General features: G+C 49.7%; 13 protein-coding genes. 1 reads left to right on the top strand and 12 read right to left on the bottom strand.

The genetic code is table 11. The annotated features are described in order from the left end of the window. Window positions 1–21: 21 nt before the first annotated feature. From MKZ13_RS28745 to MKZ13_RS28780, 8 genes are all read right to left on the bottom strand, one after another. Complete coding sequence (locus MKZ13_RS28745; protein WP_339180090.1) at window positions 22–906, bottom strand: ABC transporter ATP-binding protein; 885 nt, start codon at window positions 904–906, stop codon at window positions 22–24. A 486-nt stretch (window positions 907–1,392) separates the two neighbouring features. Further along, window positions 1,393–4,614, bottom strand: coding sequence for a hypothetical protein (locus MKZ13_RS28750; RefSeq protein WP_339180093.1), 3,222 nt, complete (start codon window positions 4,612–4,614; stop codon window positions 1,393–1,395). Then, window positions 4,611–5,870 carry a hypothetical protein gene (locus tag MKZ13_RS28755; RefSeq protein ID WP_339180096.1) on the bottom strand — a complete coding sequence of 420 codons (1,260 nt, stop codon included), beginning with the start codon at window positions 5,868–5,870 and terminating at the stop codon, window positions 4,611–4,613. Before MKZ13_RS28755 ends, MKZ13_RS28750 begins: the two co-directional genes overlap by 4 nt. 90 nt (window positions 5,871–5,960) lie before the next feature. Beyond that, window positions 5,961–6,608 (bottom strand): beta-mannanase, encoded by a 648-nt coding sequence (locus tag MKZ13_RS28760; RefSeq protein WP_339180098.1) that lies wholly within the window; start codon window positions 6,606–6,608, stop codon window positions 5,961–5,963. A 19-nt stretch (window positions 6,609–6,627) separates the two neighbouring features. Continuing rightward, window positions 6,628–7,911 (bottom strand): vWA domain-containing protein, encoded by a 1,284-nt coding sequence (locus MKZ13_RS28765; protein WP_339180101.1) that lies wholly within the window; start codon window positions 7,909–7,911, stop codon window positions 6,628–6,630. A gap of 85 nt (window positions 7,912–7,996) precedes the next feature. Further along, a complete protein-coding gene (locus tag MKZ13_RS28770; protein ID WP_339180104.1) occupies window positions 7,997–10,444 on the bottom strand; it encodes a transcription initiation factor TFIID in 2,448 nt (815 codons plus the stop codon). Window position 10,445: 1 nt separating this feature from the next. Continuing rightward, complete coding sequence (locus tag MKZ13_RS28775) at window positions 10,446–13,835, bottom strand: tubulin-like doman-containing protein (protein WP_339180107.1); 3,390 nt, start codon at window positions 13,833–13,835, stop codon at window positions 10,446–10,448. A gap of 225 nt (window positions 13,836–14,060) precedes the next feature. Then, window positions 14,061–15,854, bottom strand: coding sequence for a VWA domain-containing protein (locus MKZ13_RS28780; RefSeq protein WP_339180109.1), 1,794 nt, complete (start codon window positions 15,852–15,854; stop codon window positions 14,061–14,063). Window positions 15,855–16,262: 408 nt separating this feature from the next. Here MKZ13_RS28780 and MKZ13_RS28785 point away from each other — a divergent pair, with 408 nt between their 5' ends. After that, window positions 16,263–17,195: a hypothetical protein gene (locus MKZ13_RS28785; protein WP_047840770.1), complete on the top strand. Its 933-nt coding sequence runs from the start codon at window positions 16,263–16,265 to the stop codon at window positions 17,193–17,195. Between the two features lie 490 nt (window positions 17,196–17,685). On the opposite strand, the gene MKZ13_RS28790 is transcribed toward MKZ13_RS28785, so the two are convergent. From MKZ13_RS28790 to MKZ13_RS28805, 4 genes are all read right to left on the bottom strand, one after another. Continuing rightward, entirely contained in the window at window positions 17,686–19,293 is a 1,608-nt protein-coding gene (locus MKZ13_RS28790) for a DEAD/DEAH box helicase (protein WP_237177322.1), read from the bottom strand. 426 nt (window positions 19,294–19,719) lie between these two features. Beyond that, window positions 19,720–21,171, bottom strand: a complete 1,452-nt coding sequence (locus MKZ13_RS28795) for a SulP family inorganic anion transporter (protein WP_339180113.1) — start codon at window positions 21,169–21,171, stop codon at window positions 19,720–19,722. A gap of 516 nt (window positions 21,172–21,687) precedes the next feature. After that, window positions 21,688–23,358, bottom strand: coding sequence for an AarF/ABC1/UbiB kinase family protein (locus tag MKZ13_RS28800; RefSeq protein WP_221825539.1), 1,671 nt, complete (start codon window positions 23,356–23,358; stop codon window positions 21,688–21,690). After that, window positions 23,359–23,739 (bottom strand): phasin family protein, encoded by a 381-nt coding sequence (locus MKZ13_RS28805; RefSeq protein WP_076209724.1) that lies wholly within the window; start codon window positions 23,737–23,739, stop codon window positions 23,359–23,361. Between the last annotated feature and the right edge of the window lie 67 nt (window positions 23,740–23,806).

A 23,806-nucleotide genomic window follows, 5' to 3' on the forward strand; every position in this document is an offset into this window, starting at 1 on the left:
GACCACATATGGCCCATTTCGTTAACTTCCTGTCGCTTGAACACGTGGTTCTGTTCGTCCTCCAGCATGAACCATCGCACTGTTCATGACTTTCTGCTCTGGCGTCTTCGATTGCTGACGTTCGCCTGCAAGAGCGTAAGGCAAGCAGAGTGGTACACCGGAGCGTGGATCAATCACGATATCTGCTTCAATGTTAAATACTTCACGAAGTACATCCGAATTCATAACTTCCACAGGTGAACCATGAGCGATGGCTTTACCTTTTTTGATACCAATCATGTGATGTGCGTAGCGGGAAGCATGATTCAAGTCATGGACAACCATAACAATGGTACGGTTGGCTGTGGCATTCAGTTGCTCCAGTAATTGCAATACTTCGAGCTGGTGAGCCATATCCAGGAATGTAGTCGGCTCGTCCAGGAAAAGGATATCTGTTTCTTGTGCAAGTGCCATGGCAATCCAGGCACGTTGACGCTGTCCACCGGACAGTTGATCAATCGGACGATCATGGAATTCAGTCATGGCTGTCACTTCGATAGCCCATTCAATCATGCGTTTGTCTTCCGCACGCATGGAGCCAAATCCCTTTTGATAAGGAAAGCGACCATACGATACCAGTTCAGTAACGGTAAGACCTTCAGGGGCTGTTGGATTCTGTGGCAAAATCGCAAGCTGCTTGGCAACTTCACGCGTGGATTGTTTATGAATGGACTTCCCGTCGAGCAATACGTTACCTGCTTTTGGAGCCATAATACGTGCCATCGTTTTCAGGATGGTTGACTTCCCTGAACCATTGGCTCCAACAAGTGCTGTAATTTTTCCTTGGGGAATCTGAATGTTCAGATCCTCTACAATTAATCTTTCCTCATAAGCGATATCCAGCTTGGTCGTCTCCAGACGAAACATGCGATCATCCCTCTCTCATTTATCCCGGTTATGTAATCCGGCTATGGCAACAAAAACGAAATTGTAATTCTGTGTATTTCCGACGCAAATATCTTCTACACTAAAGATACTGATAATCATTATCATTTGTCAACATAAAAAACCAAATTTTCTTCTCTTTTTGTGCTTTATTTGGTCTTTCTATAGCAGAAATCGCCCTCTTTTCTCAAGTACACATGAGATCTTTTCTCATTCATTCCGCGCACTTTATCACTTCTGACTTTCTTTCAAACTCTTGAATCGCAAATTTTGTGTCCGAATTGTGAATGACTGATTTATTTTCATGCGTTTGCTATATCCGGGATGTGGAACAAAAAAAGATGACCTTGAAATTCAAGTTCAAGGTCATCTCACATACGCTTGTTTAATAAGTATGATGTCAGAATTTTTCATTAATGGATTAAAAGACACTTAATGAATCTATGCAATACGCTCAATTAATATGCTTTACAGCTTAGGGTGTGGCATCAATTGGATCACCGTCATATTGCCCTGCGTACTCTTCACACTGACAATGCTCTCGGCATCCATATTCGCTGGAAGATCAATCTGCAATCCATACGGATAGAGACGATCTACCTCTCCAATAGACATCTGTGCAGGAGTGTTCGCATCCGCACCCTGTTCATTGGATACAGATGTGTCAGGCGATGTGGAACCAGTAAATTGATCTGCATCCGTACCTTGATCCGCGTCTCCACTCGCAGCATTAGACGATGCATTCGTCCCTGTATCCGTTGTTGTATCGGTAGCAGGATCTGAAGTGGAATCACCCGATGTTGAAGGATCGGCCTGTTGATCGCCTTCCTCCGTCTGCTCTGAGTTCCCCGCGTTTCCCGCTGACGACCCATCCGTACTCCCTTCGGAAGTACTTCCTGAACTACTATCGGAAGGAACTTGCTTATCTGGCTCCTCATTCCGATTAAAACTCTCCCACTTGCCTGTAGTATCCAACTCCTGAGTGCTATCATCCTTCATCGTCAATTGAAGTTTGCCTTGCTCAAACTCAGTGCTTCCCGTATCATTCCTGAAACGGATCACCAGTTGAGCAGGTAATTCCGTACCCTCCTGGTCACTCGCAGGAATCATATAAGCAATCTGCTCCGCGAGCTGCACCTCAGGTTCAGCCGGTATGACAGGCTCCTGGGTAGATGGAGGGGATGCCGCTGGCGGCTCTACAGAATCTTTCATCCATGCATATGTACCGCCAGCAATACCAAGAACCAGGATCAAGAGGATTAATCCGAACAGATTTTTCCTTTTACCCGTTAGCATCCGCACCAGTGGAGAGGACAATTCCGTCTTCGCACGGTCATAGACCGGCTTCATTGTCTTGCTGGCTCTCACGTAATACGGTTTGAAAGCTGACTTCGACTTGAAAGCTTCACGGTCATGGGCTTTGAAATAAGCCACGATTGCATCCGCATATCCTTTATGCGCATTGGAACCCCGGACAAACATTCGATGATCTCCTGACCATTCGAAGAATGGATACAGCCCTTCAGCACGACTCGCATTGGTGCGGATGAATTCAATCAGGCCAGGATAATCCAACCGATTGCTGCCGCTTCCTCCCCGATAAAAAGCCATCGGCAAAGCTTCATATGCCGCGATCCCCGGATGATTCTGCAGCTCTCCGGCAAGCCAGCGACGCGTCCAGCGTTGAAGTTCATTGCGTTCTGCCAGGGAAAGTGCCTCCAAAGCCTCTTCTTCATTCCCCTCGCCACTAAGCCACACTCTCGCAGCCAGCATCATGTTCGTTCGAGCGGATACATCAGAGCCCTGACGTGCCGCCCAATCCCGCACCTCATTGCCATGCTGCAAAATATCGATGCTTAACAACTGTTCACGGTTAACCCGATCCAGATCGAGATCCTGAATCATAAACAAGTTAATGACATAAGCGAGCTTGTCTGCAAGGCGGGTTAACTCCTCCTGATACGCCGGATCTTGACTGGCAGACGGAGATCCCCCTTTTCGATTAGGGCGGGCTGTAGCTTCAGTTTGACCAATTCGTGCCGTAATGCCTGTATCATACGTATCTTCCATGGATACCCGGTCGAGCACACTAACTCGCTGTAGGGCTTCATTAGCAGACTGTACCGGATTAGGAGCAGAACATAACCGTTCACGCAGCTCATTGGCTGTCCGCTCCTGCAAGAAGCTGTAGTGGATCGCAGATGGATGGGACGTAACCCATCTTCGGATCACTTCCACAACGTTTGCTGCTGATTCCGTGCGTTTCAACTGATTGTCGAGATAAGGCTCGAACAACAGCTTGGTAAGCGATTCATTGGCCAGCACTTTATCAAAGAAAGCTCGATTCAGCTGCGGATCCCGATCCAGCACAGCATACAATTCCTGCACAGCACGCATACGCTTCTGGGCGCGGGCATTATTCACACCGTAGATGAAATAGTCCACAATCCGTGATTGTACCACGGGCGCGGCAACACTGAAATATTCTCCAATGCGAGCTGCGACGTCTTCTTCGGGTACGTTCTCACGCTTCACACTGTCCAGTTCCCTACTGAGCAAGGTCAGGAACAGCTCGTTCAGACGGGATCGTTGCTGCGATCCACCATCCGGCTTCAAATAGGTCAGCAAACCACTCAGGACATGACTTTTGTTATCCAGATACAGGTCTTCCATGCCTTGTTCAAGACCATAGAACACCGCAAGTTCACCATATGCTTCAATGGAAAGTTCCCGTCCAGGCTCCATTCCTGACAGCATCTCATCCGCAAACGTATAGAACGCATCCGCCGCCGCAGGTTCCTGCAATAAGGCCCAAGCGAATTCGGCGTAAGGTAACTTCGCCACAGATGCATCCGCATGTGTCACTCTGCCGGATACCAGATCAAAGGTGAAATCCTTCTCCGTATTCCTGTCTTTTGGACGCAACGTTCCTCGCTCTACAAACTGGACGTGAATGCCCTTCTTGGCCTGTGGCTCCTTGGCAAACGTCATGAATCCCAGCTGCCGCCGGAATGCGTAGGGTAAAGCCGTGTACAGCAAACGTAACAATCCTTTGGCCCCTGCGGTCACTTCCTCTGCGGGAAGGTCCAGCGCAATGTATACTTTTCTGCGTGTCGCTACAGACTGCATTACCGCATAGAGCAGGCGCTTGAACAGCACTTCGTTCATCTTCAAGGCGCTCAACAGCTGGCTTGGTGATCCTACGCCAGCATCGGTCGCCCCACCCTGTCCGCTCCTAGGTGATATAGGCAATTCAGCAAGCGCCGGCAGAACTGTACCTTGTTCGATGTCATAGGACGTGGCGAACACGGCATCCAGCCAGCCGCCTTGTTTCATCTGCTCTTCCGAGCGTTCGGGAGACAAGACGTAATTATGTGCAAAAAAGGCACTGCGCAGCCCGGTGAAATCCGCAGACTGGTACACATTTTGCCCAAGGATCGTCTCTCCACTCTCCAGATGAAGCAGGTGAATGGAAGCCGGAAACTTCGTCTCGTCCTTCTCGCTACGGCCTGTTAGCTCCGCTGGAGCGTCATAGACACAGTAGGGGTGAAGCACTTTTTTGATAAAAGAAGGGTCCAGTCCCGGCGATGCCGCAACCGTATCAAACCCCTCTGTTGTGCGAAACACCCCGCGCCGCTCTCGGGTATACAACTGTTGTTCAATGGGCGGGGTTACGGAAGAACGCATCATCCCACTCTCCCCTCAATGTACTTCAGCTTGTACAACAGCCACAGGAAGGGTTCATCCACACGGATCGGGCTAACCACACCCTGCAATTTCATATCCACCGGATTGCTGCCCAGCGCAGATACTGCGAAATAGGCTGTGTCCTTGAAGTACACATCCATCGTGCCCTTGAACGGACGATCCACCTTCTCGATAAAACGCCGGATCTCCCCGTCGATATTCTCGAACTCGGTTAAGTCGAACCAATCGCGGTGCACCATGTTGCGGAAGACATTACTGTTGGATTTGATATAATCGCCCTCTTCATCCTTGAGGGAATGCAGCATGTCGCTTTTCGTAAGCACAACGGCTGTTGGAATATTGGTCTTGGCTTTATCCTGATACGCGATAAAATCTCCGAACATCGTCAGTACCACGTCACGTGGCTCATCGTATCGTGGTGTCCACTCTCCCGGCTCATTGCCGAGGTTAATGCGGATTTTGTCCCGAATTGAACGAATCTGAAGCGGGTCCACCATAAACAGAATGCCGGCCGAGTTCTTGATGTGCTGCCCGTGAAGTCCGAGATAATCCTGCTCCACCATACCTTCACCCGCAACATCAAAGAAAACCAGTGTCAGCGGTGCTTTATCTTCATCCTTGAACACAAACTGGAAGATAAACGGCTCCTGCAACTTCTCCTTCTGCGTGGAATCCAGCAGGTCGCCCCGTTCGAACAACGGTTCTTCATAATCCGCACGGAACCGGCGGCTGATCTCCGCATTCAATGGCATGCAAGCCGCGTCAAAATGATCGGCCGTATAATGCTGCAATGTATGAATTAATGAAGTCATGTAGACGGATTTACCTACCTGGGATGCACCAATGATGGATATGATGTTGCTCGGTGCTTTACCTGCCGTAACAGGTAGCTCATTGTGACACTGCGGGCACAACCGGCGGCGTGTAACGACACCATACCGATCGTTCAGACCCATCACGATGTTATCGGAATAAATACGGTGTTCCTCCGGTACATCATGTGGAGCCAATACGGCCTCCATATCAAATACCGTATCAAGTCCGAACCTTTCGCGATACCGATTCAACTTCGTATCTTCCCCGAGTGCGTAGTCCTCATCATCATCGCGGTGATGGGCGGCGCGGAACACCACCTCTTCCGGTGAAAACTTGCTGAAACAATAAGGGCATACAATATCGTAAAACAGCGGACGTTCCTCCGGCTGTTGTCTCTTCAAAAACCGACTAAAAAAGCTCATAGCCACTCCCCTCCCCTGATCAGTCAGACTAAGGTGATTTACACTTGCACTACGATGACAGAGTAACCTTCCCATCGCTAGTCCAACTATCTAGTCTGATATAAGCCGATAGGCGGCTCCATATTTCGGTCCGTCCGTGAAGAACAATCGCACATAATCATCCTTGGCGACTTCAACGGGCGGCATCTCATTTCTTCCGGGAGCAAAATCACTCACAAAAGGATACACCGTACCGTCTTCCTTATTCAGCGGAACCCCGCCCTGTTTGCGAACATAACAGAGGGCTTCCTTCGGAACAGGTACTTCCGCTGTGACGGTGATCAATACACTTTTTCGTTTCTGAAAAAAACCGCTCTTGTAGCGAATGGAAAAGCGGATATCCGCCTTCCCTGCGCTTGCAATCACCATGTTGTCCTCGTCTCGTTGACGGATCAGTACAGGTCCCTCTTCCTCCATCTGACACACATACACGGTGTACTTGATGGCACCAAAACCTGTGATCCGATCCGTGTAACCATTGCCCGCCTTATATTCTTCTCTCGTGTACAGCTTCAGCTTGCCCTGTGCAGGTTCTTCCCCGGTACGATCATCGCTCATCATATCCAGCTCCAGCCGTTCCACATACACAGCTTCTACCCGTTCCGGCCAGAGCCAGCGAAGTGTACAACGCCCTTCATCCACCGCAAGTGTCAGTTTTCGAATCAAGGGTGTCGAAGGGTCTGCATCCGTAAACCGCATTTCCATTGACCTCCCGACGTTAGAATCCTTTGCTGCGTGTATCTCTTGGTCTCTGACCAAACCCTTCGGCAGAAGAAGTTCCGCCGCCAGCTTCACGACGACCTCGGCTCTTCCGCGGCGTGTTCTCCTTAATCGGAACAATCCAGGAGAAGAGGGTCAATACGCCAGACAAAATGAGCATCGCACCGAGTCGTACAAATGTATCACCCACGTTCGAACCGTCGAGTCCCCACTCCAGCAGAAGCCCTGCCAGTAGACCCGACACCGCACCGCCTATACCAAAGCTGAGCGCGAGATGACGGTTATCAAACACCAGTCCAAGTGATACACCCAGGGCTACTCCAATCAGTAATACTGCTGCTACACGGAAAATCGCCAGATAAACGCTATGCTCCATCATGCCTGTACGCTCCGTTACCAGCGTCCGTTCATCAATCGTATCGTAGATCTGCTGGAATGCCAGATTCAGACCACCGGAATCCGGTACATCATAGTACATGCCACCCGTTTGCTGGGCAATGTTACGCAGCAAATCCGTACCCGAAGGATCTACCAGACTAAGGCCGACTGTATTAATGGCAATCTGTTCGTTGTTATATTGGGACAAAATATCGGTCGTGTCCGCTTCACTGAAGCCATCGGATAACAAGATGACGACGGTACCGCGTTTTGGGTCCTGTTTGCCCTGAATCTGTTCCATGCCTTCCCGCAGCACGGCATCAAAATTGGTGCCGCCCGAAGTTGTGACAATACCATCGATTTTGCTATAAACCTCATTCTTGGCCGCTTCACTATCCAGCGCAATAAACGGCTGTAACAACTGCGGTTGATCATCAAACGTAATGACAGCTACCTGTTTGTCACTCTCCATTTGGCTGATTAGTGTCTTGGCGGCTTCAAAGCGTCCGTTATCCGGATCTGTATCATTCATGCTGCCCGAGTTGTCGATCATTAGTACGATGTCTTTCACTTGCTTCACACCGCCCGGATTGATCTGATACAACAATTGCAGGGCGAGTCCAGCAACAAACAACAGAGCGAGTGTTGCCGGAACAAGCAATTTCCACGACAGTCCCAGATACCGGAGCTTCCATGAAGCGCCATTCAGCTTGGGTGAGATCATCTCTGCGATCAAACAGAACAATCCAACGCTCAGCGCCAGTACGCCAAAGTATAATCCCATCAGCAACAGACGTGGCATCTCCCCAAGCCATTGACGCAGCATGATTTCTCCTGCCGCAAAGCCCACTGCCCCGCCAATCAGGCTGAATAGGACCAGGAGAAGATTAATTTTTCGCTGCATGTGTGCATGCATCCTTTCCAAACCAGCCTTAAACAGGCTGAGTTAATACAAGATTGGTGCTGGGTGTAGGACACCACCAGACTTCTTAACGAATGGGTGACAACTTTTCCACCAGACCTGCGGGGTGAAGTTCATAACCATTCTCCGTGTACGAGTCATAATATACCTTGCCGTTCCGATACACCATGAGATCCTCCAGATGGAAACCTCCCATCAGATTCAGTTTCTCCACACCACTGCTGCGTTCTTCGTACACCACACCCAACTTGTAGATGCGTGACGTCTCTTCGGCATGTGCCGCATAGTCCATGAAAGCACTATGATGGTCGCCAAAGAAGTACTTTTCTTCATACCGATGTTCCTGCGTATAATCGAATACCCGTACCCGAACAACCGCCTGATCCTCCAGCGTGTGGTACAACCTGCGGAACAGATCATCCCGGGTTAATACGTCTTTGTCTCCGTAGGCAATCGTTACATTGGCCCTTTGCAACAGCTCTTCTTCAAATGGCAATTGCAACGGCTCTGCCGTAAGCAGCAACGAGTGACATACCTCCATCAGGCGTTTCAACAGACGATCATCGCCTTCTGTGGCAAGCCGGTTCATGTCTCCCATGTAACGGTCCTCAAACCATACGTCCCGTCCGCGTTTGGCTTCCAGGTCGATGATTAGCTCTTCCGTCACTTTGCCGTAGTACTCCATCACGTTCTGTCCGATGTATTCATCGGCAGCAGCGATACTTTGGGCAGCTGTCTCCCGCAGTGTGCGTTCCAGCGCTTCAAGTGCTGCTGTGACGTGACGACTAAAACGATGAAGTTCTTCCATCTCCGTATCGTAGATGCGCAGCAGATGTAATTCATTTTCCAGCCGCAATAATTCTATCTTCGGTACATACACTCGCTCCAGCATGCAGTCAATCAGATTGCGCACATTCTGTTTATCACGGAACAACGCTCGTTTGAACGACTGATCTTCCACCCGCTCTTGCTGACGTTGCTCCAGCAGAGCACGTGCCGATTCAAGCTGCATCGATTTATCCCGAATCAGTCCGAGCAGCGCTTCACGTACACTGCCGGGCTCACTGTCACTCCAGGCTGCCCATTGGAAGTAACCAACCTCGGGATGCTCCGCGCGGGAATGTTCAGCCTGACGGCGCAGGGAACCGCTAGAGCTGCGCTCGCGCACACGCTCTTCGACAAGACGGACAACGTTATCGCGGAAGTACGCTTCAGCTCCTTGTCCAAACAACGCTCTCTCCGCTTCACGAAGTGAGAGCGGCTTCAGATCGGAGAAACTGACGTTATGCGTCATGATGCCGCTCATGCCACTAACCAGATCTTCATCGGGAAGCAGGCCTTCGACTTTACGTTCCACCGAGGCCGCGTCCAGTCCAAAGAAAGCGAGTTTGTCCTTAATGCTCCAATCCGGCTCTTGCCGCATGCGTGCGAGCAGATACCGATACATGTGATATAACACCGCCAGTGCAATCGGCTTGTTTGGCCGCCTGATCTCGGCAAAACCCGCGCTGGCATAACCATGCTGATCAGAGGTGGTACGAATATTGTTTTTAAAGGATGTATTGTTGTACGTGTTCGCTCCCGTACTTGAAACGGTACCCGAGTGATCCGTATCCTGCTTCCTGTTCTTCAGCAGGCAAATGCGGCAGATGATCTCGGCATTTTCGATCCAGCCACCGGGAACGCCGGTTCCACGCTCATTTTTGTCGGACAACAGATATACCAGATCAAACAACGGTGACGCGGGATGTGTAACCGAAATGGAGATCCCATCCTCCGTCACCAGCAGATTACCGCTGAACGTGTAGTCCAAGGACTGCATATAATCCAGTTCCCTCAGAAAAGCGAGGCCTGCTGCGCTGGCATACCCGAAGGAATCCACCTGTTCCATCTCGCTGACCAATACATGCAGATCCGTCTGCACCGACTTGAAGGCTTGGGACAAAATGGTCTCCGTCAGCTTGGTGAGCTCTGGCAACAATACATTCAACGGATCATCCGCTCTGGTTACCACCGTAACGTAAATCCGATCAAATGACGAGTACAGCCGTCCATATTCGGCAATTCGGTTACTGACCCGACGAAGCGTACGATTCAGGTCAAAGAGCGCCTGATCCGATTCGTGGAAACTGCGATGTACATCCTTACGCCGTGTTTTGGACGGTCGCTCCGTCTGCCCAGCGGACAGAGGCAAGCAGTGACGAGTCACCTGACCATCATCGGACGAGCCAACATTCCTCGTTTCAACCGGATGCTCTTTCTGATCTTCTGTCCCGATCTGAACGTAGACTACACCGTCTCCGTTATCCCATTTCAGCTGATTGATCTCCTGCACAGCAGACACGGCAGGTGCAACCAGATCACCCACAAACAGGAACAACGCCGGGTAATGGATACTGCTGCGTCCATCACCCAGGCTGCCTTGACGCTCCTGCTCTATTGCATACTGTGCTGCATACTTCTCCAGATCACGCTTCAGGGTATTGTTCGAATTGAACTCCATCCCAGCCGCCATCTTACTTCAGCCTTCTGCGAATGTCGTTCAGCTTGGACGACATCGTTCTGTAGAACTGATAGATGTCTTCTCCGTTAGCCAGTTCTACCCGCTCGTATTCGAGACGATCGCGCGATTCCATGAACAGCGCAGCCAGATCATCCAGCTTTGTCAGCAATGGGGTGATATCTTCTGAAGCCGTCAGATCAGTATCCCGACGGGAGGCTTTACGAAGCAGTGTACTGCGATCCTTCTCAGCCAGACCGCGGAAGTTGCCAAACACTTCATACTCGGCAAAGTTACGGCTCTTCATCAGGTTTGCGAATGGCTCCCATGCGTCTTCTTCCGGGTCACGGTCATAGACGTAGAGCGCACCTTTTTTGACGATGGTGTCGGTATATAACGCTTCGATGAAGCGATCATACCACTGCTCTTCGTCCTGGTACTGGGCAAGAATGCCTTCGAGTTCGGCGACTTTGGCCGAGATGGCATTCATCTTTGCCAGTTCCTCACGTACGCGCGCGATCAGCTGCGGGGAGCGTACCAGGTTTTCTTTGGCCATATCTTCATTAATACTGCCGAAAATATCCTTAACTCCCACACGTGGCAACCCTTCGGATTGCAGACGTTTCAGCTCGATCACCGCCCGCTTCACTTCGCCGAGGTTCGGCGTTGTGGACGTGAGACGCATGTCGTAGGCTCCCAGTTTGGCAGACAGATCAAACGCTTCTGTTGTCACAATCGCATACCGGTTGCTTGTATTCTCATCAATGGATTTGGCTGTCACAATGTTGTATCCAAGCGCCTGCTCGAATTCGTTACGCACACGGGCGTTATACTGCTTCACGCGGGCGTTCTCGTACACATCTCCCCATGATTTCTCTGGAATCGGAGACGGCAGATAGGTCCAGTTGTTTTTCTCCGTTTGCACCAAGTGACGACCAATGCCTTCTTTGTCCAAAATGGTACGTTCATAACTTTCCTCATATACCTTAAGCGGTGTATACACAAAGAGTGGTACCCCGTTGCGGGTATTCAGCCAGAAAATCCGGTTACGTACTTCACTTTCCTTAACGGTAAAATGTGACTTGCCCACGGCATTGTTCTGATAATTGCGAATCCCTTTCAGAATGCCTGGTGCCTGTGCCGGTACCGATACAAATCCCCATGAAGGGAAATGCAGACTGCCTGTACTGTTGCTCAGATTGAACACCGGAACAGCCTCATCATCCAATTTGCCAGCAATGAAACGTTCCACGAATTTCTCAACCGACTCATCCTGACCGTACTTGATCACCAGGAAATCTTCCATGGAACGGGTAATCAGATCACCGAATTTCTCACTTAGGAAGTCGGAGATGGAGCTGACGATATCAATCTCGTTTTCTTTCACCCACTGGCTGGAGTTTTCCAGCAATTCACGGGAGAAGTCACGGATCAGATCATCTGTATCACGTTTATCCAACAGCCCGTCCACCACACTGACGATATCCGGTACACTTACAACGTTCCAGTAATATGTTTTGTTGCCTTTGTGATCGGCTTGTTCCTCGCCGCGTGTCAGCAGATCACCGTTCTTGGCGAATATCGAGCTAAGGGCATTCAGCGTTTCGGTAAATACGTTATAAATGCGGCTGTTCTCCTGGTTCAGCAACTCATACAGATCTTCATAGAACTCGATCATCTGATCGTTGCGTTCCACGTCGGCGTGCAGCCAGTACTCATGAATTTTTGCTTCAATATAAGCATTCTTTTTCTTCTCTTTGGAGACAAAAGCACTCTTTGCATCGCCCAGCTTCTCTTCGGACTGCTCCTGAGCTGCTTCAATATCACGCGGAATGCGGAAGGCATTCTCACGCAGGGTTTCGATGTACGACTGAATCATCTTCAGTACACAGAAACCTTTTTCCGTATAAATCAGACGGGAGACATAGAACGGACCTTGTTCGGGATGCAAAAACATACGCCGGATCTGTTCAGTGAACTGACCCGCAATCTCACCAGGCAGTTGTTTCTTCGCCTTGATATATTCTTCACGGGCACGGGCCAGGAAGTTCTGCTCCAGTTCGGTGTCCATATTCACAACCTGTGATTTCACCACGTTACCATAGGATAAACGCTCGCTGTTCTGATAACCAGGCAGTGGCTCAGGCACGCGCGCTTCAAAGGACTTGACCACACTTTCGAGATCAATGCCCAGCTTGCGGGCAAACTTCTCGGTATCCTCCTGGTTTGGTGCTTTGGAGAACATGGTGTTCATTTTATCGAACATGCGATACGCCAGATAAGTGGTCATCTCTTCAATCGGCAGGACAGCCGAAGATGCACCGATGATGTTGTAATCATAGTTAGCCGGGTACACCTTGTTCATCTGTGCAATGTTGGTGCGAATGTTGCTGATATAGTCATGGATCGCAAACTCCTCACCCGACTGCTTCTCCTCACTTGCCATGAAGTTGGTAATGTTCTCGGCCGTGACATTCATGCAGTAATCATAGGCGTTCTCCAGCAATTTGCCTTCGGTATTCGTCGCAGAGATCAGATGACATAGGTTAAATGGCGGCAATGGTGAGTTGACGGTTAAAATATTGCCGTACTTCTGTGTAAACCGCTCACCGCGGCTGTCCACGTTCATCCAGTAATCCAGCTCTTTGAGTGCAGCATATCCGTTCTTGCGAATGTATTCGCGAGTGTGTTCGCTCAAGCTTTTGTTGGACAGGTTCACGTCTGGGGTGAACAGGTATCCCAGCGTATTCACGCGGTCAATCCCGGCTGAGCCATGATCACGTTCGATAATGCCGCGTACGATATAGGAAATATCGAGGAAACACCCGCTGCCTGTACCGCCGGACAGACCTGTCAGCAGGAACACCATCAGTTTTTTGTTGGTGCCTACGGATAGTGTTTTGATCTTTTTATCGATAGCCTGTACGACCTGATTAATCTTCGTGAACAGGAGTAGACGTCCAGCCTGACGCACCCCTGCGGCACCGTTCATGCCATCCGTGATGCTCAGTTCGGGAGACAGCCAGTCCGTAATATAAGGCTCCAGCACGCTGCGGTTTTGTAGAAGTCCGCCAATCTCGGCATTGGACAGCAATACGAATTCATTGATCGGATCAAGTCCGATCCCTTTATACTTTTTGGCACGATCCTGTTCGTTTGTCTCAAAAGCCAGAAACTCCACATTGTCCGGCTTGTCCATTTTTTTCTTGGATACCGGGTCCTGTGGCAGCTTGAAACGACGGTTGATCTGATATTTGAGGCGCAGCAACGCGTCAATTCCCGTTCCTCCCAGACCAATAATCAGAATGGGGTTATCAATCGTATCAACTCTGATCTTCTCACTGACAATACCTCCGCCAAGTGATACATCCAGTTGCTGAATATGTTCTCTAACAATCGGTTTCATTCGTTGTCCTCCCTTTAGTTAAACCAGTCGGAACTACAACATAATTACACTTGCCACTCCGATGACAGAACAACCTTCCGATCGCTGTTATCCCCAGATTTTTTGATTCTCTTTTTCAAAGGTGAAAATCTGGGGATAAAGGCGAACGCTTCGCTTCTCCAGCTTTTTTCTGTCCTCTGCGTTCTCGTGTAAACGGTCAGTTCCAACTTCTATTGGCAATCATTTTTAAACCAGATACTCAATTAAAATGGTCTTGTCCGCCTGTTGCAGCGGGATGCTCAGTCGGTCACCGTTCTTCAGTTCAACGCCTGAGCTTGCATCGACTGCACGACCGGATTTCTCCAACGTACCGCCTGCGGTGTTACGGATTATAATTCGATCTCCATTGCTGGGCGTAAATACATATTTTTCGGTTTCCTTCAACTCAGGGTCCAGTTGCAACAACTGATGCAGATGGAATCTGCCCCGGAAGGATACCAGCTTTTTATATTGTGGATATGACTTATCTCCCGTGTTCTCATCACGAATCTCCACAACCATCTGACCTACAAATCCCCGGTTTTTGCGTTTCAGCCAGCCCAGCAGGAACCATGCACCAACACCGACCACAATCAGGGCTACAACACCCAAAATGACAGGTAACCAAGGAAACGGCTTGTCCTGTTCTCCCCCTGAAGTTGTTGGTTGAGTTCCGCTTCCTGCTGCTCCGCTCGCGTTGATCGTAATTGGCTCACTTTCACGGTAGAAGCTGTCTTCTTCCGCACGGATGACCAATTCATAGTTATGATTGTCTGGTACTTCAAACGTTCCGGCAAAACCAGAACCTGTGTTTTCCAGCGGTTGTTCCTCGCTTTTACCTGTACCCACATCTTTCACAACCAGCGTGGCCTTCATATCTGTATACAGATCATTATCCTGAAGCGGCTGACCGCCATTCTCCAGTTTGGCTGCAAGATCAACCTTGTCCCCTTTGGTATAGGACTTGGTCTTAATTGGGTCCACAACGAGCTGAAGATCATAGTTGAACAACAGGTTGATATCGATGCTGTCTTTCGGAGCCCCTTTTACCCGAAGTTTCCAGTCACCTTCTTGGGGTTTCAACAGCTTCACAAGGGAATAACTCTTCGACGTCGAGAGCTTGGCTGCATCCGAATTCAGATCCACGGCTTGTCCGGAAGGGTCCGTCAATTGTACTTCCACCGGCTTCGAGGACATGATCGAAATGTTTGCTTCCAATACACTGTCATTCGGTACATTCACGGTAACTTCCTGATAACTGCCGTTTCCCGTTACAGAGGGTAGTTTCACGACATTCAGCTTGGCATGATCGGCGAAGATCTCACTCAGAATCTGTGGCAGATCATCCGGCGTATCGGTAATGAATGATTTACCTCCGGTCTGCTGAGCCAGGTCTGCGAGTGCATTCTTGTTCAGCTTGCCATCCGCGTTCAGTCCAATCGTATACACCGGAATACCTTGATCCTGTGCTTCCTTCACGGCTTTTGCCAGATCAGCATCAGATTGTGCCTGTGTACGGCCTTTGGTTTTGTTAAAGTCATTGTTGCCATCCGCCAGCAGCACGATCATTCGCGAGTGGGATGGGTCTGCACCATGATTCAGTATGTTCACAGCTTCGGCGACACCAACTGAGACATCGGTATATGGCCCCCGGCCGAGCTGATCAATAAAATCCTTCAGGCTGCTCTTGTCCGCATCGGACTGAATCTCCAGCATAGCCTTTTCCCGCTCCACCTGATCGGTATAAGCGACAATCCCTACCTTGTCCCCCTGGACGGGCAGCATGTCAATAAACATTTTCATGGCTTCATTACTGATCTTGTCACGGTCACTTGTATTCATCGAGTTACTTACATCGGCTACAAGTACCGCATCGATTCCGCTTGTCTGTGCCTGAGCCGCTGCAGCTTGTGGCAGCAACGCCTGAGGTAGCAGTAGCGTTAGAATTGCCAGCAGAACCATCGTTCCACTGAGCCAGCGTATTTTGCGTGTCCGCAGCATTGGGTGTACTCCTTCACGTTTGAGATTAAAATGGGAATAGTTTATTATAGGCGTCAAGCCTTAAGGAAATCTTAACAGTCTGCTAATAAATTCTGAAAAGCACCCCTATCTTGAGTTACAGTTTTGTAATGACTGACAAAAATCGACGATTTCACGCCTGTAACTGGCACAAAAGTACCAACTATGGAAATATGATATAGTTATTGCCAGCAAACTGCAATATAACAGCGCTTGATTATCAAGCTATAGAAGGGAACGGATTATGGTTACATACGGATGCCTCGCCATATTGTTTCTTTTTGTCATGATAAAGGGTTTTGCACTCCAGCTTCATCGGCGGAAACCCGTCTCCCGCGAAGACACGGATCGTACCCTCTACACTATTCTGAATGGTGAGCGTGATTGAGCATGAGTACTAAACTAGTTGTATCCATACGACCATTTCAACGAACGACCTATGCCTATGAAAAGTTGCAAGTCTGCACCCGTTGTGGACAGTATACCTGCCTGTGGGAAGAGGAGTGCACGGCCTGTGGCCGGGGTACCCTGAATTCCGTTCAAGCGAAGGCAACTTCCCGTGTGAAACGTCGAATTGCACGCGACCTGTTCATTACCATATTGTTCGGTGCAGCTGCAACCTATTTCGGTGAGACCATAGATCAAACCATGGCGGCAGCCAGCGTTTCCCTGCTGCTTCTGGCCTTACTGATCTTCATGCAGAAACGTTCGTTCGAGGTAGAGCAGCAGCGCGAGTTGAAGCGCACGTTGCAACAGGATGAGGAACTCATCCGCCAGGGTATTAACCGCAACTGGGCTCTGGTCGCCGAAGCTCGAAAGCAGGATGAAGCACTTGCCTATGAGATGCTCCGCGAGATCGGCTCACTCGTCTACAATGACCGGATTCGACTGCAACAGGTTGCGCTGTTACAATCCTTTGTCCTGCGCAGTGATATGGATCTGCAGCTCAAGCCCTTGCTGTTACGCAGCTTCGAGCGGCTACTGGCTGAATATATCGGTGAGATCGCACGACTTAAGCCGGATTTGATCCGGGAAGATGCGATTCGTTATATCGCAACCTATGAAGTGAACATTTTACAGCTCCACAATGGTATTCAGATTCTTACAGCCGTAGCTGCTGCTGCCGTGCGCAAGAGCAAATATATTGAGTTATTCCCTAGTCTTATTACCCGCTACGCCCGCTTTATGCCCAAGGATCGATTCATGAGACTTTATCACACGATTGAACGCTATCCGAGCAAGGCACGCGGGGGACTGGCGGAGTCAGTAGGCCGGGTGTATAACGAGAAATATCGGGATCAATACGCAGATGTTCAGCTGTAGGGATGATATATTGAGAAAGAAAAACGTAGTTTAGTGCAAACTCACTCCCTGTATATAGACGAATGCAATTTCATCCATCCCTGCATGCGCGTCAGCACCACAGATCGAAGGTTATGATTCTAATGATATAAGAATTAATCCAAAAACACCCCATCCTTAGGTCTAGGATGAGGTGTTTTGAATTTTATGGAAGTCTGCCAAATGCTATGCGCAGTACACGGACAGAAAGAAAAACTAGATGGGGAATACCTAAATGGCATCTTCCATGGATCAAGCAGGCGCACAAACAGGCACTCACAGATGACAAAAAGAATAAGCGGAAATGATCATCTGTCCTGGTGAAAAAGGCCGCGACATGGTTCCGTCGCGACCCTTGATCTGAAGGTTCGGTACATCTGTACCCGAACCCTCTCATATGTGCCATGCCAAACCCTGTGGCATGGCATCGTGCCTGCGCAATTGCGGCTGCATCGCCGCTTGCGCCAAGGCTTTACCGTCCGCGACGAGAATCGCGACGGTCGCCCTTTGCCGGTCCGCGTCCTGCGGATTCCGGACGGCGAGAGCCTTCGCTGCTGCGCCCGGAGGTGCGCTTGTCGGCACTACGGCCAGCCCAGCCGCTGCTAGCTGCACCGCGTCCGCTTTGGCCCGCTGCTCCGCGACTGCTGTCGCTGCTGCGCGCGGAACCACGACCTGCGCTGCGCTCGTCGCCACTGCGACCCGCACCGCGTCCACCTTGACCTGCTGCTCCACGATTGCTGTCGCTGCTGCGGCCAGCGCTACGACCACCACTGCGGCCACCTTCACTGCGGCCACCTTCGCCGCCGCGGGAACCACGACCCCCACGTCCGCCATCTCTGCGATCGTTACGGCCTGCACCGCGACGGGCACTACCAGTTCCGGAAGAGCGTCCGCCTGAACGTTCGTCATCCCCTTGACTGTTGATGGAACGTCTAGCTGCTCCAGTTGAAGCAATTGGACCTTCGCTTGTCCACTGGATACGGGACAGCTTCTGGTCGATCCCTTGTTCAATACGTGCCAGTTCCGGTCTGTCGTGCTCTGTTGCAAACGTTACAGCAAGACCTGTACCGCCTGCACGGCCCGTACGACCAATCCGGTGAATATAACTTTCCGCATCATGCGGCATATCGTAGTTAAATACATGCGTAACGCCTTCAACATCAAGTCCACGTGCAGCTACATCTGTAGCAACCAGCACTTGCAGTTTGGCATCGCGGAACGCTTTCATTACGTTCTCACGCTTGGATTGGGACAGATCTCCATGAAGTTCATCACTTGCATAACCTGCTTCACGCAGATCTTGGTTCAGCTTGGATGCACGACGCTTGGTCCGACAGAAAATAATCGCCAAGTATGGGCGATACGTATCAATCATGCCGCGAAGTGCTTCTAATTTACCACGATCCGTGCATTCCAGCACTTGCTGGCGAATTTGTTTGATCGGAATAACAGATTGAGAAGATACCTTTACATCTTCCGGATCTTTCATGTAGGTCTTCGCCAGGTTACGAATGCCCTTAGGCATCGTTGCTGAGAACAGCATTGTCTGACGTTTATGTGGTAGCTCGCTAAGAATCGTCTCCACATCGTCCAGGAAGCCCATGTGCAACATTTGGTCGGCTTCATCCAGCACCAGTTTTTTTACATTATCCAGCTTCAACGTGCCACGGCGCAGGTGATCCAGCAGACGACCCGGTGTACCAATAACGATCTGGGTACCGTTCTGCAATTTACGCAGTTGCTTGTCCACATCCTGCCCGCCGTATACGGCAAGCACGTGCAATTTATCGTCGTTAGCAGTAAGCTTCTTCGCTTCTTCCGTAATTTGCAGCGCAAGCTCACGCGTAGGCGCAATAATCAACGCTTGCGGCGAACGGTCGGATACGTTAATTTTCTGAATAATCGGCAGCAAAAATGCCAGCGTTTTCCCTGTTCCTGTCTGTGCCTCGGCGATAATATCGCGTCCACCCAGCAGTACCGGAATCGAACGCTCCTGTACCGGAGTCGGCACGGCGATGCCCTGATGTTTCAGGATCTCGCACCATTCCGGGCGAATGCCCAGTTGTTCAAAGTTTGCCAATCGTTACACCTCTGTATATTCATTTAGATAAGTCCATTTCATAATGACCTTAGTATCAGTATCTGCCATCAAGACTAGTTTTCCTTATATCAATCATGTTTATGAAATGAATTTTTTAAAAAGCAATCCACTCGTTGCTCTTCTTCTCCATACCCTGTAGTTTACACGTTAGTCAAGCAAAACAAAAGGGGATACAGCGTTACACCCTAACTTGTAGCATAAAATCTCGAGATCAGCGTGACTTGTATCAACCAAGTGACTCTAGATCTGCCTTCAGGTTGCTGATGATGTGGAAATGACCTAGCATGCCTCAGGCTCTAATAAAAATCAGCGACGCCCTCACCCCGATTTCCGGAAAAAGTGCGCCGCTGATTAAAATGCATCTTTTTATGTTATCTATTCGTTGTTTACTTCGTTGCAACCAAGTTACGAACCGTGCCCTCCAGCTGTCGCAAACCCACTCCGTTCAAGAATACGAGTGCTCTCTTCGTTCAACCCGCGCAGGTGCACAGTTTTGCCCAGCTTCGCGTATTTGAACTTCACTTTGCCAATAGCCACAACCGCAGTATTGTCCCAGATATGTGAACCTCCGAAATCAATCGTGATTTCCTTCGGATCAGCTTCTGCATCGAACTCGTCCACAAACCGGGACGAAGAACCGAAGAAGAACGGTCCATGAACCCGATATACTTTCTGCCCTTGTTCCTGGCTCGCCTGTACGCGAATCTTGGTCTGTTTCCAGCCAAAATGCAGCACACTGAGCACAACGCCGACCATAACCCCGATCGACAGATCGTGGGTATAGACCACAATCGCCACCGTCACGATCATGACAAAGGCTTCCGCGCGCGGCACGCGAGTTATATTTTTAATAGAACTCCAGTCGAATGTTCCGATACACACCATAAACATCACACCGACGAGTGCCCCCATCGGTACCTGTTTCACCACACCGCTAAACAGCAACAACAGGATCGCGAGAAACGCACCCGCAGTAAACGTGGACAATCTCCCACGTCCGCCAGACTTCACATTAATGACCGACTGCCCAATCATCGCACAGCCGCCCATGCCGCCAAACAAACCGTTCACAAAATTCGCGATACCCTGACCACGCACCTCACGGTTCTTGCTGCTCTTGGTCTCGGTCATCTCATCCACGATGGTTGCAGTCAGCAGGGATTCCAGCAAACCAACCAGTGCCATGGTGAATGAATAAGGCAGCAGAATCATCAGCGTGTCCCAAGTCCACGCAATATTCGGCAAGTGGAACATCGGCAGAGTGCTCGTTATATTCCCCATGTCGCCGACTGTTCTTACATCGAGATGAAACACCAAGGTAATAATCGTCATCACGATAATCGCAATCAGTGGAGCTGGAACGCCTTTGAAAAACCGTGGCAAAATATAAACGATCGCCAGCGTGCCCGCCACCATCGCATACATAATCCAATTCGCTCCCGTGAAGTGGGTTAACTGCGCCATAAAGATCAGTATAGCCAGTGCATTCACGAATCCGGTCAGTACCGAATGAGGCACAAACGTAATAAACCGTCCAACCTTAAATATGCCCAGTAGAAACTGAATAATTCCTGTTAATATCGTTGCTGCAAAAAGGTATTCCACGCCATAATCCTTGACGAGTCCAACCATCAGTACCGCCATGGCACCTGTTGCCGCCGAGATCATGCCTGGTCTTCCACCAGCTATCGAGATCACAATTGCAATTGTAATCGAAGCGTATAATCCGACCATCGGATCAACACCCGCAATGATGGAGAACGCAATGGCTTCCGGAATTAACGCCAGCGCTACCGTAATGCCTGCCAGCACGTCTCCGCGAATGTTGCCAAACCATTGTTGTTTTAAAGTATTCATATGTTCTTGCCGTTCCTCCTACGTGTATTCCTCAGAATGGACAATCTTACTGAAGAGTAACGGAAGACGTTCACACTAACCAACTACCCAGGACAGCACAAAACAACGGATCCCGCTCCGCATCATTCGTCTATGCTCTTGCCTGAGCTGCACCATTCTTCCCCATCCGTATAACCTTGACGGGTTCATGAGCACTCATGTCTTTTCCGTTCCAGTGTGTACCGCTGATATTCCATTACTGCCCTCAGTTGTCTTACTCGTGCGACATCAGGAGCTAATCCTGATATCATAGGTTTTCCCCTCTCAGAAAAACCGGGTCCGTTAATGTACTGACCTATTATTATAGTCACAGGACTGGATATGTACTAATACAGTTAAGGCGAAAAAACAGAACCTTTTCTTCTATTATCTTAATATTTCTATAATTTACTCACCAATTCTCTATTCACAAAAAATAACCCGCAAAGACCTTTGGAGAAAGTCTCTTTGCGGGTACTCTGTAATGTCATGCTAGTGCTAGAACCTTCCCGATTTGAATATCGAATAGAGCAGGAAAGCCACCATCAGAATCGCCACCAGGAAACCAATCTCAATGACCGGAATATCCCACAGCATCGTGGACTGATGACTGATCGACGAACCAATAATCAAACCAACCATGATGATACAAAAAGCGAGTAACACAATACTGAAAGACAGCCGATTACTGATTTGGTCCATTCTGCGCATGAGTGCATCCAGTTCAGGGACACTGATCTCCAGCCTCAACTTGCCTTTGCTAATAATGGATGATAATTGCCTTAACTGCCCTGGCAGACCAATGACACTTTCGGCCATATCAGCCGCACTGCGGAACAACCGATTCTTTATTCTTCCTGCGCTAAAACGTTCCTTGATCAGCTTCCGCCCAAAGGGCTCGGCCATATCTACGATGCTCAGGGAAGGATCGAGATGTTCGATGACACCTTCCATTGTTAGCAACGATTTACCGAGCAGCAGAATATCGGCAGGCATGACAACCCGGTGCCTCTGGGCTACGCCGAACAAGTCATTTAGCGCCTGACCCACACTAATCTTGGAAAAAGGAATATCATAATATTTGGTACGCAACTTGTCCAAATCCACATGAAGCCCACGCAGGTCCATGTCATCTGGCATCATGCCCAATTTCTCAATTGCCCGGATCATACTGTCCGTATCTTTGCGCATTAACCCAATAATAAGCGAAGCAAGCTGCTGTTTCATCTCATCACTCAGACTGCCCACCATACCGAAGTCTATAAAGGCAAGACGTCCATCCTTCAATACCATCAGATTGCCCGGATGTGGATCAGCGTGAAAGAAACCCTGAATAAAAATCTGATTCAATAATGAATCCACCAGCCGCTCGGCAATGTTATTCAGATCATGACCGCGTCTAACCAGTTCTTCACGATCATTGAGTTTGATACCTTCGATATACTCCATCGTGAGTACACGGGATGAAGTCTGATCCCAGTAAATTGCCGGGATTTTCACCTTGTTGTCCTGTTGGTATTGCTGTGCAATCTTTTCCGTATTGCGGCCTTCGACCGTATAATCCAGCTCGGCCATCAGGGCCTGAGCATATTCTTCGACCATTTGCGGAATCTGATATTGTTTTACCCAGTCCCACCGCTTCTCCGCCATGGCTGTCAGTTCACGCAAAATATCCAGGTCACGCTGCACAATACGCGATATACCCGGCCGCTGAATCTTGATGGCTACCGACTCACCGCTTCGAAGTTTGCCCAGATGCACCTGTCCAATGCTGGCCGCAGCTACAGGGGTATCCTCGAACCGGGAAAAGATCTCCTCCAGCGGTGTATCCAATTCCTGTTCCAAAATACCCCGTGCCGTCTCGGAAGAGAAAGGCGGGACCTGATCCTGCAACTTCACCAATTCACGAATGACAGACTCAGGCAATAGATCTGCCCTTGTACTTGCGAGTTGCCCCAGCTTGACGAAAGCTGGCCCCAGCTCCTGCAGCACAAGCCTGATGCGTTCACTCAACGTTTTGGTGGTGTGTGCTTCACGCGACATCCACCGTCTGGGCAGAGCCAACAGCTGGAACAAACCCAGCTCCTCGACCATATAACCGAAGCCATGACGCACTAGCGCCATGGCAATTTCACGGTATCTGCCGACATGTTTGATTCGCACTGCCATCTACTCGATCTCGTTTCCTTTGAGAGGAGGAGGAACTTCAAGTGGAGCCGGGGATTCATCAGGGTGGAGCTGTGGTGATTGGCCCAGTTCGGCAAGTTTTTTCTCCAGGACAGCAACGCGCTGTTCCAGACTGGTTACATCACTTTCGGATGCCACACCAGCTTCCTGAAGCACTCGCTTGACCTGCTCCTGAATCATTCTCTTGAACTGACCCTGCTCTTCATCGCCCCGTTCCAGCAGACGTTCAACCAAAGCTTTGGATTCACCGGGCGCAAGTTCCCCGCGCTTGACCAAATCATCCACGGTTTTCTCAATCTTTTCTTTGCTTACAACAGTAAGACCAAGCCCTAACGAGATCGCCTTTTTGAACAAATCGCTCATTTTTGTCATCCTCCTCTTCGTTGATCTCTATATTATACCCCTTATACTCTGCATGCAAAGTTGCGTG

It is taken from the genome of Paenibacillus sp. FSL R5-0701 (assembly GCF_037973995.1).
Taxonomy (GTDB): domain Bacteria; phylum Bacillota; class Bacilli; order Paenibacillales; family Paenibacillaceae; genus Paenibacillus.